Source organism: Amycolatopsis sp. cmx-4-83, from assembly GCF_046548815.1.
Classification (GTDB): Bacteria; Actinomycetota; Actinomycetes; order Mycobacteriales; family Pseudonocardiaceae; genus Amycolatopsis; species Amycolatopsis pretoriensis_A.
This window is the reverse complement of the sequence record NZ_JAEBEF010000001.1, coordinates 477,867-491,012: the sequence shown is the minus strand read 5'-3', so window position 1 is coordinate 491,012 and position 13,146 is coordinate 477,867. Positions and strand designations below refer to the sequence as shown.

Below are 13,146 nucleotides of genomic sequence, written 5' to 3'. Positions count from 1 at the left end.
TTCTGCATCGTCAGAACTCCAACCCCGCCTCGCGGGCGGCGTCGGCGAGCGCGGCGATGCGGCCGTGGTAGGCGTTGCCCCCACGGTCGAACACCACGGCCGAGATCCCGGCGTTCTTGGCGCGCTCGGCGACGAGGGCCCCGACCTTGGCGGCCTTGGCCTTCTTGTCACCGTCGAACGCACGCAGGTCCGCCTCGAGGGTGGACGCCGACGCCAGCGTGTGGCCGGCCAGGTCGTCGATCACCTGCACGGCGATGTGCCGCGAGGACCGCTTGACGACCAGGCGCGGGCGCTGCTCGGTGCCCGAAACCTTCTTGCGGAGCCGGAAGTGCCGACGGGCCTTCGCGACGCGGCGCCGGGTCGAGACGTCCGTGCCGACCGGCTTGCGCTTCGTAGTCGTGTCGCTCATGATCACTTACCCGTCTTTCCGACCTTGCGGCGGATCTTCTCACCCTCGTACCGCAGGCCCTTGCCCTTGTACGGGTCCGGGCGCCGCAGCTTGCGGATGACGGCCGAGATCTGGCCGACCTTCTGCTTGTCGATGCCGGAGACCGAGAACCGGGTCGGGGTCTCCACCTTGAAGGTGATGCCCTCGGGGGCCTCGATCTTCACCGGGTGCGAGTAGCCGAGGGCGAACTCGAGGTCCGAACCCTTCGCCTGCACGCGGTAACCCACGCCGTGGATTTCCATCTTCTTCTCGTAGCCGGCGGTGACGCCGACGACGAGGTTGTTCACCAGCGTGCGGGTGAGCCCGTGGAGCGCCTTGGAGGTGCGCTCGTCGTCCGGGCGCTTCACCAGCAGCGTGCCGTCTTCGTCGCGCTCGACGGTGATCGGCTCGGCGATGGTGTGCTCAAGGGTGCCCTTGGGCCCCTTGACCTTGATCTGCTGACCGTCGATGGTCACCTCGACCCCGGAAGGGACGGCGACCGGCAGCTTTCCGATGCGTGACATGCCTGTACCCCTTCCCTTACCAGACGTAGGCGAGGACTTCGCCGCCCACGCTGTTTCGCTTGGCCTGACGGTCCGTCTGCAGGCCACCGGACGTCGAGATGATCGCGATGCCCAGGCCGCCGAGCACGGACGGCAGTTCGGTCGATTTGGCGTAGATCCGCAGACCGGGCTTGGAGACGCGCCGGAGGCCGGCGATGCTCCGCTCACGGTTGGGGCCGTACTTGAGCTCGACGACGAGGTTCTTGTGCTTCTCGCCCGGCTCGTCGTGGTAACCCGCGATGTAACCCTCGCGCTTGAGGATCTCGGCGATGTTCGCCTTGAGCTTCGAGTGCGGGAGCTTGACCTCGTCGTGGTACGCCGAGTTCGCGTTACGCAGACGCGTCAAGAAGTCTGCGATGGGGTCGGTCATCGTCATGGTGACCTGTCAACCTTTCTCGCCCTGGTTCCCCGCCGCCCGGTATCCGGGCGGCAGGGCCTGTGGCGAAGTGGGAGTTAAAAAAAGCTCTTACCAGCTGGACTTGCGGACGCCGGGCAGCTCGCCCGCGTGCGCCATCTCGCGAAGGCAGATCCGGCAGAGCCCGAACTTGCGGAACACGGCGTGCGGGCGGCCGCACCGCTGGCAGCGGGTGTAGGCGCGCACGGCGAACTTCGGCTTCTTCGCGGCCTTGTGAACCAGTGCTTTCTTGGCCATCGGCTCAGTTCTCCTTGAACGGGAAGCCGAGCTTGCGCAGCAGCGCCCGGCCCTCGTCGTCGTTCGTGGCGGTCGTGACGACGGTGACGTCCATGCCGCGCGGGCGGTCGATGGAGTCGGGGTCGATCTCGTGGAACATCGACTGCTCGTTGAGACCGAACGTGTAGTTGCCGTGGCCGTCGAACTGCTTCGGCGAAAGCCCGCGGAAGTCGCGGATACGCGGCAGCGCGATGGTCAGCAGCCGGTCGAGGAACTCCCACATCCGGTCGCCGCGCAGCGTGACGCGCGCGCCGATCGGCTGGCCCTCGCGCAGCTTGAACTGCGCGATGGACTTGCGGGCCTTCCGGACCTCGGGCTTCTGACCGGTGATCAGGGCGAGGTCCTTGACCGCACCCTCGATCAGCTTGCTGTCACGGGCGGCGTCGCCGACACCCATGTTCACGACGACCTTCACGACGCCCGGGATCTGGTGGACGTTGGCGAAGGAGAACTCCGCCTGCAGCTGGCCCTTGATCTCTTCGCGGTAGCGCACCTTGAGGCGCGGCGCGACCTTCTCTGCGGTGGTCATCAGATGTCCTTACCGTTCCGGCGCGAGATCCGGACCTTCTTGCCGTCCTCGCCGATGCGGTAACCCACCCGTGACGGCTTGCCGTCCGAGTCGACGACCATCACGTTCGAGACGTGGATGGGCGCCTCCTGCGTGACGATGCCGCCGGACTGCGCGCCGCGCTGGGTCTGGCTGATCCGCGTGTGCTTCTTGATCCGGTTCACGCCCTCGACCAGCACGCGGTCGCGCTCGGGGTAGGCCTGGATGACCTTGCCCTTGGCGCCCTTGTCCTTGCCGGCGATGACGACGACCGTGTCGCCCTTCTTCACCTTCATCACAGCACCTCCGGCGCGAGCGAAATGATCTTCATGAACTTTCGGTCGCGCAGCTCGCGGCCCACCGGGCCGAAGATGCGGGTGCCGCGGGGCTCGTTGTCGTTCTTGATGAGCACGGCGGCGTTCTCGTCGAACCGGATGTAGGAACCGTCCGGACGACGACGCTCCTTGACCGTGCGGACGATGACGGCCTTGACGACGTCGCCCTTCTTCACCCCGGCGGCCGGGATGGCGTCCTTCACGGTGGCGACGATGATGTCGCCGATGCCGGCGTAGCGCCGCCCGGAACCACCGAGAACGCGGATGCAGAGGATTTCCTTCGCACCCGTGTTGTCGGCTACCCGAAGCCGCGACTCCTGCTGGATCACGTCAACTCCTGTATGTCGCGCCGGTTCTCGCCCGACGAGCGAGCCTTGCGGAACTAAGAACTCTCGAAAGAGCCCTGCTTACTTGGCCTTCTCCACGATCTGCACGAGGCGCCACCGCTTCGAAGCCGACAGCGGGCGGGTCTCCATCAGGGTGACCCGGTCGCCCACGCCCGCCTCGTTGTTCTCGTCGTGCACCTTCACCTTGGAGGTGGAGCGGACGACCTTCGAGTAACGGGGGTGCTTCTTGCGGTCCTCGAGCTCGACCACGATCGTCTTGTTCATCTTGTCCGAGACGACGTAGCCCTCGCGGACCTTGCGGTCGTTCCGGGCCGGCGTCTCGGTGGTGGGCTCGCTCATGCGGCACCTTCACTCTCGGCGTCGGGGGCAACGGACAGGCCGAGTTCGCGCTCGCGCATGACCGTGTAGATCCGCGCGATGTCCGTGCGGACGGTGCGCAGACGGCGGTTGTTGTCGAGCTGCCCGGTCGCCATCTGGAAGCGGAGGTTGAAGAGCTCCTCCTTGTATTCCTTCAGACGCAGGACGAGCTCTTCCGCGGTGAGCTCACGCAGCTCCGATGCCAGAGCACCAGCGTTCGCCATCAGAACTCACCACCTTCACGGGTCACGATGCGGCACTTCATGGGCAGCTTGTGGATCGCGCGGCGGAGCGCCTCACGGGCGGTCTCCTCGTTCGGGAACGAGATCTCGAACATCACGCGGCCCGGCTTCACGTTGGCGATCCACCACTCGGGCGAACCCTTACCGGAACCCATGCGGGTCTCGGCCGGCTTCTTCGTCAGCGGGCGGTCCGGGTAGATGGTCGTCCACACCTTGCCACCACGCTTGATGTGACGGGTCATGGCGATACGAGCGGACTCGATCTGCCGGTTCGTCACGTAGCTGTGCTCAAGCGCCTGGATGCCGTACTCGCCGAAGCTGACCTTCGTGCCACCCTTGGCGGCGCCGTGGCGCTTCGGGGAGTGCTGCTTCCGGTGCTTGACCCTGCGCGGGATGAGCACGTCTCAGCCCTCCGTCTTTTCTGCGGTCTCGGTGGCCGGGGCCGCCGGGGCCTCGGTCGTGGCGGCAGCGGCGGCCCGACCGGCTTCGGTCGAGGTCGCCGTGGTGCCCGACGCGCCGGAACGACGCGGGCGGGACGGCCGGTCGCTGCGCTCGCGACGCGGCGCGCGCTCGGCGGCGTCACGGGCTTCGCGGGCCTTCAGGCCACCGACGAGCTCACCCTTGTAGATCCACACCTTGACGCCGATGCGACCGAACGTCGTCTTGGCCTCGAAGAAGCCGTAGTCGATGTCGGCGCGCAGCGTGTGCAGCGGGACGCGGCCATCGCGGTAGTGCTCGGAGCGGGACATCTCGGCACCGCCGAGACGACCGCCGCACTGCACGCGGATGCCCTTGACCTGCGGCGAGCGCATGGAGGTCTGGATCGCCTTCCGCATCGCGCGGCGGAACGCCACGCGGTTGGAGAGCTGCTCCGCGACCGCCTGGGCGACCAGCTGGGCGTCGGCCTCGGGGTTCTTGACCTCGAGGATGTTCAGCTGGACCTGCTTCTTGGTCAGCTTCTCCAGCGCGCCGCGGATCCGGTCGGCCTCCGCGCCGCGGCGGCCGATGACGATGCCCGGCCGGGCGGTGTGGATGTCGACGCGGACGCGGTCACGGGTGCGCTCGATCTCGACCTTGGAGATGCCGGCGCGCTCCATGCCCGTCGCCAGCAGCTTGCGGATCTTGACGTCCTCGGCCACGTACTCGGCGTACTGCTTGTCGGCGTACCAGCGCGACTTCCAGTCCGTGGTGATACCCAGGCGGAAACCGTGCGGGTTGATCTTCTGGCCCACTACCGGCCACCTGCCTTCTTCTTGCTCTGCGCCTTCTGCGTGACGGCCGGACGCGACTCCACCTCGACGGTGATGTGGCTGGTCCGCTTGCGGATCCGGTACGCACGGCCCTGGGCCCGCGGCCGGATGCGCTTGAGGGTCGGGCCCTCGTCGGCGTACGCGTTCTTGACCCAGAGGGTGTCCGGGTCCAGCTGAAGGTTGTTCTCGGCGTTGGCCACGGCGCTGGCGAGCACCTTCGCGACCGGCTCGCTGGCCGCCTGCGGGGCGAACCGGAGCACGGCCAAGGCGTCGGCGGCGCTACGTCCCTTGATGAGCTCGATCACCCGGCGCACCTTGGTCGGCGAGTCCCGGACGAAGCGAGCCCGCGCGTAAGCCGTAGGCAGGGCCTCGACCGTCGCGTCGTTCTGGGCGTTCATCGCTACTTCCCTTGTCTGGTTTCGTGCCCGCTCAGCGGCGGCGCGACTTGCGGTCGTCCTTGATGTGGCCCTTGAAGGTCCGCGTCGGGGCGAATTCGCCCAGCTTGTGACCCACCATGGCCTCGGTGACGAACACCGGGACGTGCTTGCGGCCGTCGTGCACGGCGATCGTGTGACCCAGGAAGTCCGGGATGATCGTCGAGCGGCGCGACCAGGTCTTGATGACCGTCTTCTTGCCCGATTCGTTCAGCGCGTCCACCTTCTTGAGCAGGTGGTCGTCCACGAACGGGCCCTTCTTAAGGCTGCGTGGCATTGCTTCTACCTCCCTGCTCAGCGCTTGTTCTTGCCGGTGCGGCGGCGGCGGACGATGAGGGCGTCGCTCGGCTTGCGCCGGCGCGTACGACCCTCGGGCTTGCCGTTCGGGTTGACCGGGTGGCGACCACCGGAGGTCTTACCCTCACCACCACCGTGCGGGTGGTCGACCGGGTTCATGACGACACCGCGGACCGTGGGGCGCTTGCCGCGCCAGCGGTTGCGGCCGGCCTTGCCCCAGTTGATGTTGGCGTGGTCGGAGTTGCCGACCTCGCCGACCGTGGCGCGGTTGCGCACGTCCACGTTGCGGATCTCACCCGAGGGGAGACGCAGCTGGGCGTACGGACCGTCCTTGGCGACGAGCTGCACCTTCGCGCCCGCGGACCGCGCCATCTTCGCGCCGCCACCGGGGCGGAGCTCGATCGCGTGGATCACGGTGCCGACCGGGATGTTGCGCAGCGGCAGGTTGTTGCCCGGCTTGATGTCGGCCCGGGGGCCGTTCTCGACGGTGTCGCCCTGCTTCAGCTTCTCCGGCGCGATGATGTAGCGCTTCTCGCCGTCGGCGTAGTGCAGCAGCGCGATGCGAGCCGACCGGTTGGGGTCGTACTCGATGTGCGCGACCTTGGCGGGGATGCCGTCCTTGTCGTTGCGACGGAAGTCGATGACTCGGTACGCGCGCTTGTGGCCGCCACCCTTGTGCCGGGTGGTGATCTTGCCGGACGAGTTGCGACCGCCCGAACCGCTCAGCGGACGAAGCAGCGACTTCTCCGGGGTGGAGCGGGTGATCTCGGCGAAGTCCGAGACGCTCGAACCGCGACGACCCGGGGTCGTCGGCTTGTACTTGCGGATGCCCATTGTCAGCTCAGTCCTTTACGCGGTGGGTCCGCCGAAGATCTCGATCGCCTTGCTCTCGGGCGAAAGAGTCACGATGGCGCGCTTGGTGTCCTTGCGCTTGCCGAAGCCCGCGCGAGTCCGCTTCCGCTTGCCCTGACGGTTGGCCGTGTTGACGCTGACCACCTTGACGCCGAACACCTTCTCGACCGCGATCTTGATCTGGGTCTTGTTGGCGTCCGGGCGGACGATGAACGTGTACTTGTGGTCCTCGAGCAGCCCGTAGGACTTCTCGGAGATGACCGGCGCGAGCAGGATGTCGCGGGGGTCCGGAATGGCGACCGAACTCACTTCTCGTCACTCCCTTCCGTGACCTCGCCCGACCGCGCGGAAGCCTTGACGGTCTTGCCGCGGGCGGGGCCGGCGACGAACACGTCGTACGCGGCCTTGGTGAACACGACGTCGTCGTTGACCAGCACGTCGTAGGTGTTGAGCTGGTCGGCCCAGAGGATGTGCACCTCGGGCAGGTTCCGCAGCGAAACCCAGCTCAGCTCGTCGTCCCGGTGCAGCACCACGAGCACGCGCTTCGCGGCCGTGACGGCGGCGAGGGCGGACTTGGCGGCCTTGGTGTTCGGCTTCTCGCCGGTCACCAGTTCGGTCACGACGTGCAGCTGGCCGGCGCGGGCCCGGTCGGAGAGAGCGCCACGCAGAGCGGCGGCCTTCATCTTCTTCGGGGTGCGCTGGGAGTAGTCACGCGGCGTGGGGCCGTGGACGACGCCACCGCCGACGAACTGCGGCGCGCGGGTCGAACCCTGGCGGGCACGGCCGGTGCCCTTCTGCCGGTACGGCTTCTTGCCGCCACCGGAGACCTCACCACGGGTCTTCGTGTCGTGCGTGCCCTGGCGCGCGGCGGCCTGCTGGGCCACCACCACCTGGTGCATCAGCGCGACATTGGCCTGCACGTCGAAGATCTCCTCGGGGAGGTCCACGGTGCCGTCGGCTTTACCGGCCGGGGTCTTCAGCTCGACGCTTGTCATTCGGAGTTACCACCCTTCGCGGCGCTGCGCACGAACAGCAGGCCGCCCTTGGGACCGGGCACGGCGCCCTTGATCAGCAGCAGGCCGTCCTCGGCACGCACGGCGTGCACGGTCAGGTTCTGCGTGGTGACCCGGTCGTTGCCCATCCGGCCTGCCATGCGCAGGCCCTTGAAGACGCGGCCGGGGGTGGCGCAGCCACCGATCGAACCCGGCTTGCGGTGCACGGCCTGGGCACCGTGGCTCGCGCCCTGGCCCTTGAAACCGTGGCGCTTCATGACGCCCGCGTAGCCCTTGCCCTTGCTGGTCCCGGTCACGTCGACCTCGACGCCGGCGGCGAACACCTCGGCGGTGATCTCCTGGCCGACCTCGTAGGTCTCGGCGTCCGTGGTGCGCAGCTCGGCGAGGAACCGGCGCGGCGTCACGCCCGCCTTGTCGAAGTGGCCGGTGCGCGGCTTGTTCACCTTGCGCGGGTCGACCGCGCCGAACGCCAGCTGCACGGCCCCGTAGCCGTCCTTGTCCTGCGTCCGAACCTGGGTGACCACGTTCGGACCGGCCTTCACGACGGTGACCGGGACAACCCGGTTCTGTTCGTCGAAGACCTGGGTCATGCCGAGCTTGGTGCCCAGGATGCCCTTCATCTGCCTGTCAGACATGAGTCTCTTACTCTCCGCCGCTCGCCCGCCGCTACTACTGGATGTTGACGTCGACGCTCGCCGGCAGGTCGATGCGCATGAGCGCGTCGACCGTCTTCGGCGTCGGGTCGAGGATGTCGATCAGACGCTTGTGCGTGCGCATCTCGAAGTGCTCGCGCGAGTCCTTGTACTTGTGCGGCGAGCGGATGACGCAGTAAACGTTCTTCTCGGTGGGCAGCGGCACCGGCCCGACAACACGGGCGCCGGTGCGCGTGACCGTCTCCACGATCTTGCGCGCCGAGGTGTCGATCGCCTCGTGGTCGTAGGCCTTGAGCCGGATGCGGATCTTCTGTCCCGCCATGGTGGCTGCTCGTTCCTTGTCGTCTCGTGCCGCTATCTCACAAACCCCGCCCGGATGTCGCCACCCTGGCTGGGTTTCCGCAGTTCAACGGCCCTGTCCCCGGTCCACGCGGTCGGGCGTGTCGCGCCCGACGCACAGACGGATCCCGCGGGATCGTCGTCTTGCCTGGTCTTCCTCAACGTGAGGAGGCTATGAGCCGGCTGCCCTTTTGCAAGAACGCCGTCTCACCGCCTTTGCCCGCTCGCCTACCCGAAGGAAGAGGCTCGGCGGACCGTGGCCACTCGCGCCAGGGCGGCCGGACCCTCGTGGAGAAAACTCCGACGTGGATCGGCCGCCCCAGGACGAGCAACCCGAATAGTGTCGCACACGTGATTTGACGCCCCTGAGCCGGGGGTGTATTACCCCCGGCCGGGGCGTCGAATCACTTGTTGATCTTGGTGACCTGGCCGGCGCCGACGGTCCGGCCACCCTCGCGGATGGCGAAGCGCAGACCCTCGTCCATCGCGACCGGCTGGATCAGCGCGACCGTGATGTCGGTGTTGTCGCCCGGCATGACCATCTCGGTGCCCTCGGGGAGGGTCACGACGCCGGTCACGTCGGTGGTGCGGAAGTAGAACTGCGGGCGGTAGTTGTTGAAGAACGGGGTGTGACGGCCACCCTCGTCCTTCGACAGGATGTAGACCCGGCCCTCGAAGTCGGTGTGCGGGGTGGTGGTACCCGGCTTCACGACGACCTGGCCGCGCTCGACGTCCTCGCGCTTGATGCCGCGGACGAGGAGGCCGACGTTGTCGCCCGCCTGGCCCGAGTCGAGCAGCTTGCGGAACATCTCGACACCGGTGACGGTGGTCTTGGTCGACTTCTCGCGGATACCCACGATCTCGACCTCTTCGTTGACGTTGATCTGGCCGCGCTCGACGCGACCGGTCACCACGGTGCCACGACCGGTGATGGTGAAGACGTCTTCGATCGGCATCAGGAACGGCTTGTCGAGCTCGCGCACCGGGTCCGGCACGTTGTTGTCGACCGCGCTCATCAGCTCGAGAACGGCGTCGGCCCACTTCTCGTCGCCCTCGAGGGCCTTGAGACCGGACACGCGCACGACCGGGGCGTCGTCGCCGGGGAACTCCTGCGAGGACAGCAGCTCGCGGACCTCGAGCTCGACGAGCTCCAGGATCTCCTCGTCGTCGACCATGTCGGCCTTGTTCAGCGCGACCACGATGTAGGGCACGCCGACCTGACGGGCGAGCAGCACGTGCTCACGCGTCTGCGGCATCGGGCCGTCGGTCGCCGCGACCACGAGGATCGCGCCGTCCATCTGCGCCGCACCGGTGATCATGTTCTTGATGTAGTCCGCGTGACCGGGGGCGTCGACGTGCGCGTAGTGACGCTTCTCGGTCTGGTACTCGACGTGCGAGATGTTGATCGTGATGCCGCGCTGCTTCTCTTCCGGCGCGTTGTCGATCTGGTCGAACGCCCGCGACTCGTTCAGCTCCGGGTACTTGTCGTGCAGCACCTTGGTGATCGCCGCGGTCAGAGTCGTCTTGCCGTGGTCAACGTGGCCGATGGTGCCGATGTTGACGTGCGGCTTGGTCCGCTCGAATTTCGCCTTCGCCACTGGAATGTCCTCCTGGACTGATTTGCTTCGTGCTCAGCGGGCGGCGTGGCTGCCGCCCGCTGAATGTTCCTTCGTCGGTGCTGCGGACGTTCAGGAGAGTCCCTTAATGCCCGCGAGCGCTGGGGGGAGGAGTTACTCCCCCGTCGCCTTCGCGATGATTTCCTTCGCGACGTTCGCGGGAACCTCGGCGTAGGAGTCGAACAACATGGAGTAGTTCGCCCGGCCCTGGGTGCGGGACCGGAGGTCACCGACGTAGCCGAACATCTCCGACAGCGGGACCAGCGCCTTCACGACGCGGATACCCGCCCGCTCCTCCATGGCCTGGATCTGACCACGACGGGAGTTGAGGTCACCGATGACGTCACCCATGTAGTCCTCGGGCGTGGTCACCTCGACCGCCATCATCGGCTCCAGGATCACGGGTTGGGCCTTCTTCGCGGCTTCCTTCATCGCCATGGAACCGGCGATCTTGAACGCCATCTCCGAAGAGTCGACCTCGTGGTAGGCACCGTCCAACAGGGTGAACTTCAACCCGACGAGCGGGTAGCCGGCCAGGACGCCGTACTGCATCGCGTCCTGGGCGCCGGCGTCCACCGACGGGATGTACTCCCGCGGCACGCGGCCACCGGACACCTTGTTGTCGAACTCGTAGAGCGCGCCGTCGGTGCGCTCGAGCGGCTCCAGCTTCACGATGACCTTCGCGAACTGGCCGGAACCACCGGTCTGCTTCTTGTGGACGTAGTCGAGCTTGTCGACCGTCTTCTTGATCGTCTCACGGTAGGCGACCTGCGGCTTGCCGATGTTCGCCTCGACCTTGTAGTCGGACTTCATCCGGTTCACCAGCACCTCGAGGTGCAGCTCGCCCATGCCCGCGATGATCGTCTGGCCGGTGTCCTCGTCCAGCTTGACCTGGAACGTCGGGTCCTCTTCGGCCAGCTTCTGGATCGCCAGGGACAGCTTCTCCTGGTCGGCCTTCGTCTTCGGTTCGATCGCGACCCGGATGACCGGCTCGGGGAACGTCATCGACTCCAGCACGATCGGGTTCTGCGGGTCCGCCAGGGTGTCACCCGTGGTGGTGTCCTTCAGCCCGATGACCGCGTAGATGTGGCCGACCTGGGCGTCGTCGACCGGGTTCTCCTTGTTGGAGTGCATCTGGAAGATCTTCCCGATGCGCTCCTTGCGCTCCTTGGTCGCGTTGACGACCTGCGCCCCGGCGGCGACCTTGCCCGAGTAGACCCGGATGTAGGTCAGCTTGCCGAAGAACGGGTGCGCGGCGATCTTGAACGCGAGCGCGGCGAACGGCTCGTCGACCGACGCCTTGCGGGACGCCACGGTCTCGCCGTCGGGCAGCAGGCCCTCGACGGCCGGGACGTCCAGCGGGGTCGGCAGGTAGTCGATGACCGCGTCGAGCATGGGCTGCACGCCCTTGTTCTTGAACGCGGAACCGGCCAGCACCGGGAAGACCTGGCTGCTGATGGTGAGCTTGCGGATGCCGGACTTGATCTCGGCTTCCGTGAGCTCCTCACCCTCGAGGAACTTCTCCATCAGCGCGTCGTCCGCCTCGGCGACGGTCTCGACGAGCTTCTCGCGGTACTCCGCGGCCAGCTCGGCCAGCTCGGCGGGGATCTCCTCGACGGAGTAGTCCTCGCCCTTCTGGACCTCGCCGCGCCAGGTCAGCGCCTTCATGCGGACCAGGTCGACGACGCCTTCGAAGTCGTTCTCGGCGCCGATCGGCAGCTGGATGACCAGCGGCCGGACACCGAGGCGCTCGACGATGGTCTTCACGGTGTAGTAGAAGTCCGCACCGAGCTTGTCCATCTTGTTGACGAAGCAGATGCGCGGGACGTCGTACTTGTCCGCCTGCCGCCAGACCTGCTCGGACTGCGGCTCGACGCCTTCCTTGCCGTCGAAGACGGCGACCGCACCGTCGAGCACCCGGAGGTTGCGCTCCACCTCGACGGTGAAGTCGACGTGGCCCGGGGTGTCGATGATGTTGATCTGGTGGTCGTCCCAGAAGGTGGTGGTCGCAGCCGAGGTGATGGTGATGCCCCGCTTCTGCTCCTCCTCCATCCAGTCCATGGTGGCGGCGCCGTCGTGGACTTCACCGATCTTGTAGTTGACCCCGGTGTAGAACAGGATCCGCTCGGTGGTGGTCGTCTTGCCGGCGTCGATGTGGGCCATGATGCCGATGTTGCGGACCTTGTTCAGGTCGGTCAGCACTTCACGTGCCACGAGAGTGTTCCCCTGTTCTCAAGCTTGGGGCCCGGCATGGCTGGCCCAGAAGACGGGCGGCGATGCCGAACTACTTACCAGCGGTAGTGCGCGAAGGCCCGGTTGGACTCGGCCATCTTGTGCGTGTCCTCGCGACGCTTCACGGAGGCACCGAGGCCGTTGGAAGCGTCCAGGAGCTCGTTCTGCAGGCGCTCGATCATCGTCTTCTCGCGGCGAGCCTGCGAGAAGGAGACCAGCCAGCGCAGCGCCAGGGTGGTGGAGCGGCCCGGCTTGACCTCGATCGGCACCTGGTAGGTGGCGCCACCGACGCGGCGGCTCTTCACCTCGATGGTGGGCTTCACGTTGTCGAGGGCGCGCTTCAGCGTGACGACGGGGTCGGTGCCCGTCTTCTCGCGAGCGCCTTCGAGCGCGCCGTAGACGATGCGCTCGGCCAGGGACCGCTTCCCGTCCTTCAGCACCTTGTTCACCAGCTGGGTGACCAGCGGGGAGGCGTAGACGGGGTCGGAGATCAGCGGCCGCTTCGGGGCCGGACCCTTGCGGGGCATTAGCTCTTCTCCTTCTTCGCGCCGTACCGGCTGCGCGCCTGCTTGCGGTTCTTGACACCCTGCGTGTCGAGCGAACCGCGGATGATCTTGTAACGGACACCCGGAAGGTCCTTCACACGACCACCGCGCACGAGCACCATCGAGTGCTCCTGCAGGTTGTGGCCCTCACCGGGGATGTAGGCGGTGACCTCGATGCCGCTGGTCAGCTTCACACGCGCGACCTTGCGCAGCGCCGAGTTCGGCTTCTTGGGGGTGGTCGTGTACACGCGGGTGCACACGCCGCGCCGCTGCGGGCTCCCCTTGAGGGCCGCGGTCTTCTGCTTGGCAGCCTTGTCCTGGCGGCCCTTGCGGACCAGCTGCTGGATCGTGGGCAATGGACCAGCTTCCTGTCGTGATCTGCTTCTTCGTGTCTTCACCGGCCCCC

22 protein-coding genes are annotated in these 13,146 nt (G+C 67.0%); all 22 read right to left on the bottom strand.

What is annotated here, in order from left to right:
- Positions 1 to 10: 10 nt before the first annotated feature.
- Positions 11 to 409 (bottom strand): 50S ribosomal protein L18, encoded by a 399-nt coding sequence (gene rplR / locus ACLJQM_RS02565; protein ID WP_247015082.1) that lies wholly within the window; start codon positions 407 to 409, stop codon positions 11 to 13.
- 2 nt (positions 410 to 411) lie between these two features.
- Complete coding sequence (gene rplF / locus ACLJQM_RS02560) at positions 412 to 951, bottom strand: 50S ribosomal protein L6 (RefSeq protein WP_103350708.1); 540 nt, start codon at positions 949 to 951, stop codon at positions 412 to 414.
- Positions 952 to 967: 16 nt separating this feature from the next.
- Entirely contained in the window at positions 968 to 1,366 is a 399-nt protein-coding gene (gene rpsH, locus ACLJQM_RS02555) for a 30S ribosomal protein S8 (RefSeq protein ID WP_103342413.1), read from the bottom strand.
- 90 nt (positions 1,367 to 1,456) lie between these two features.
- Complete coding sequence (locus ACLJQM_RS02550; protein ID WP_004558870.1) at positions 1,457 to 1,642, bottom strand: type Z 30S ribosomal protein S14; 186 nt, start codon at positions 1,640 to 1,642, stop codon at positions 1,457 to 1,459.
- 4 nt (positions 1,643 to 1,646) lie between these two features.
- A complete protein-coding gene (gene rplE, locus ACLJQM_RS02545) occupies positions 1,647 to 2,210 on the bottom strand; it encodes a 50S ribosomal protein L5 (protein ID WP_247015084.1) in 564 nt (187 codons plus the stop codon).
- The gene (gene rplX / locus ACLJQM_RS02540; protein WP_086857322.1) at positions 2,210 to 2,524 is read right to left on the bottom strand and encodes a 50S ribosomal protein L24; all 315 of its coding nucleotides are present in this window, start codon (positions 2,522 to 2,524) and stop codon (positions 2,210 to 2,212) included. The genes rplE and rplX overlap by 1 nt, the downstream gene beginning before the upstream one ends.
- A complete protein-coding gene (rplN, locus tag ACLJQM_RS02535) occupies positions 2,524 to 2,892 on the bottom strand; it encodes a 50S ribosomal protein L14 (protein ID WP_004558867.1) in 369 nt (122 codons plus the stop codon). Before rplN ends, rplX begins: the two co-directional genes overlap by 1 nt.
- Before the next feature lie 78 nt (positions 2,893 to 2,970).
- Positions 2,971 to 3,249: a 30S ribosomal protein S17 gene (gene rpsQ / locus ACLJQM_RS02530; RefSeq protein WP_247015086.1), complete on the bottom strand. Its 279-nt coding sequence runs from the start codon at positions 3,247 to 3,249 to the stop codon at positions 2,971 to 2,973.
- A complete protein-coding gene (rpmC, locus tag ACLJQM_RS02525) occupies positions 3,246 to 3,491 on the bottom strand; it encodes a 50S ribosomal protein L29 (RefSeq protein WP_086675500.1) in 246 nt (81 codons plus the stop codon). The genes rpsQ and rpmC overlap by 4 nt, the downstream gene beginning before the upstream one ends.
- Positions 3,491 to 3,910 (bottom strand): 50S ribosomal protein L16, encoded by a 420-nt coding sequence (gene rplP / locus ACLJQM_RS02520; RefSeq protein WP_004558864.1) that lies wholly within the window; start codon positions 3,908 to 3,910, stop codon positions 3,491 to 3,493. Before rplP ends, rpmC begins: the two co-directional genes overlap by 1 nt.
- 3 nt (positions 3,911 to 3,913) lie before the next feature.
- A complete protein-coding gene (rpsC, locus tag ACLJQM_RS02515; RefSeq protein WP_086857324.1) occupies positions 3,914 to 4,741 on the bottom strand; it encodes a 30S ribosomal protein S3 in 828 nt (275 codons plus the stop codon).
- Complete coding sequence (gene rplV, locus ACLJQM_RS02510) at positions 4,741 to 5,157, bottom strand: 50S ribosomal protein L22 (protein WP_247015088.1); 417 nt, start codon at positions 5,155 to 5,157, stop codon at positions 4,741 to 4,743. Before rplV ends, rpsC begins: the two co-directional genes overlap by 1 nt.
- A 31-nt stretch (positions 5,158 to 5,188) precedes the next feature.
- Positions 5,189 to 5,470, bottom strand: coding sequence for a 30S ribosomal protein S19 (rpsS, locus tag ACLJQM_RS02505; RefSeq protein ID WP_003102083.1), 282 nt, complete (start codon positions 5,468 to 5,470; stop codon positions 5,189 to 5,191).
- Positions 5,471 to 5,487: 17 nt separating this feature from the next.
- Positions 5,488 to 6,324, bottom strand: a complete 837-nt coding sequence (rplB, locus tag ACLJQM_RS02500) for a 50S ribosomal protein L2 (RefSeq protein WP_360768211.1) — start codon at positions 6,322 to 6,324, stop codon at positions 5,488 to 5,490.
- Between the two features lie 15 nt (positions 6,325 to 6,339).
- Positions 6,340 to 6,651: a 50S ribosomal protein L23 gene (rplW, locus tag ACLJQM_RS02495; protein WP_003102087.1), complete on the bottom strand. Its 312-nt coding sequence runs from the start codon at positions 6,649 to 6,651 to the stop codon at positions 6,340 to 6,342.
- Positions 6,648 to 7,337 (bottom strand): 50S ribosomal protein L4, encoded by a 690-nt coding sequence (rplD, locus tag ACLJQM_RS02490; RefSeq protein WP_247015090.1) that lies wholly within the window; start codon positions 7,335 to 7,337, stop codon positions 6,648 to 6,650. Before rplD ends, rplW begins: the two co-directional genes overlap by 4 nt.
- On the bottom strand, positions 7,334 to 7,990 hold the full coding sequence (rplC, locus tag ACLJQM_RS02485) for a 50S ribosomal protein L3 (RefSeq protein ID WP_247015093.1): 657 nt from the start codon (positions 7,988 to 7,990) through the stop codon (positions 7,334 to 7,336). The genes rplD and rplC overlap by 4 nt, the downstream gene beginning before the upstream one ends.
- Before the next feature lie 34 nt (positions 7,991 to 8,024).
- The gene (rpsJ, locus tag ACLJQM_RS02480) at positions 8,025 to 8,330 is read right to left on the bottom strand and encodes a 30S ribosomal protein S10 (RefSeq protein ID WP_003102098.1); all 306 of its coding nucleotides are present in this window, start codon (positions 8,328 to 8,330) and stop codon (positions 8,025 to 8,027) included.
- A gap of 421 nt (positions 8,331 to 8,751) precedes the next feature.
- A complete protein-coding gene (gene tuf / locus ACLJQM_RS02475) occupies positions 8,752 to 9,945 on the bottom strand; it encodes an elongation factor Tu (protein ID WP_247015095.1) in 1,194 nt (397 codons plus the stop codon).
- A 132-nt stretch (positions 9,946 to 10,077) separates the two neighbouring features.
- Positions 10,078 to 12,177, bottom strand: a complete 2,100-nt coding sequence (gene fusA / locus ACLJQM_RS02470) for an elongation factor G (RefSeq protein ID WP_247015097.1) — start codon at positions 12,175 to 12,177, stop codon at positions 10,078 to 10,080.
- 74 nt (positions 12,178 to 12,251) lie between these two features.
- Complete coding sequence (rpsG, locus tag ACLJQM_RS02465) at positions 12,252 to 12,722, bottom strand: 30S ribosomal protein S7 (RefSeq protein ID WP_003102106.1); 471 nt, start codon at positions 12,720 to 12,722, stop codon at positions 12,252 to 12,254.
- Positions 12,722 to 13,096: a 30S ribosomal protein S12 gene (gene rpsL / locus ACLJQM_RS02460; protein ID WP_003102113.1), complete on the bottom strand. Its 375-nt coding sequence runs from the start codon at positions 13,094 to 13,096 to the stop codon at positions 12,722 to 12,724. Before rpsL ends, rpsG begins: the two co-directional genes overlap by 1 nt.
- Between the last annotated feature and the right edge of the window lie 50 nt (positions 13,097 to 13,146).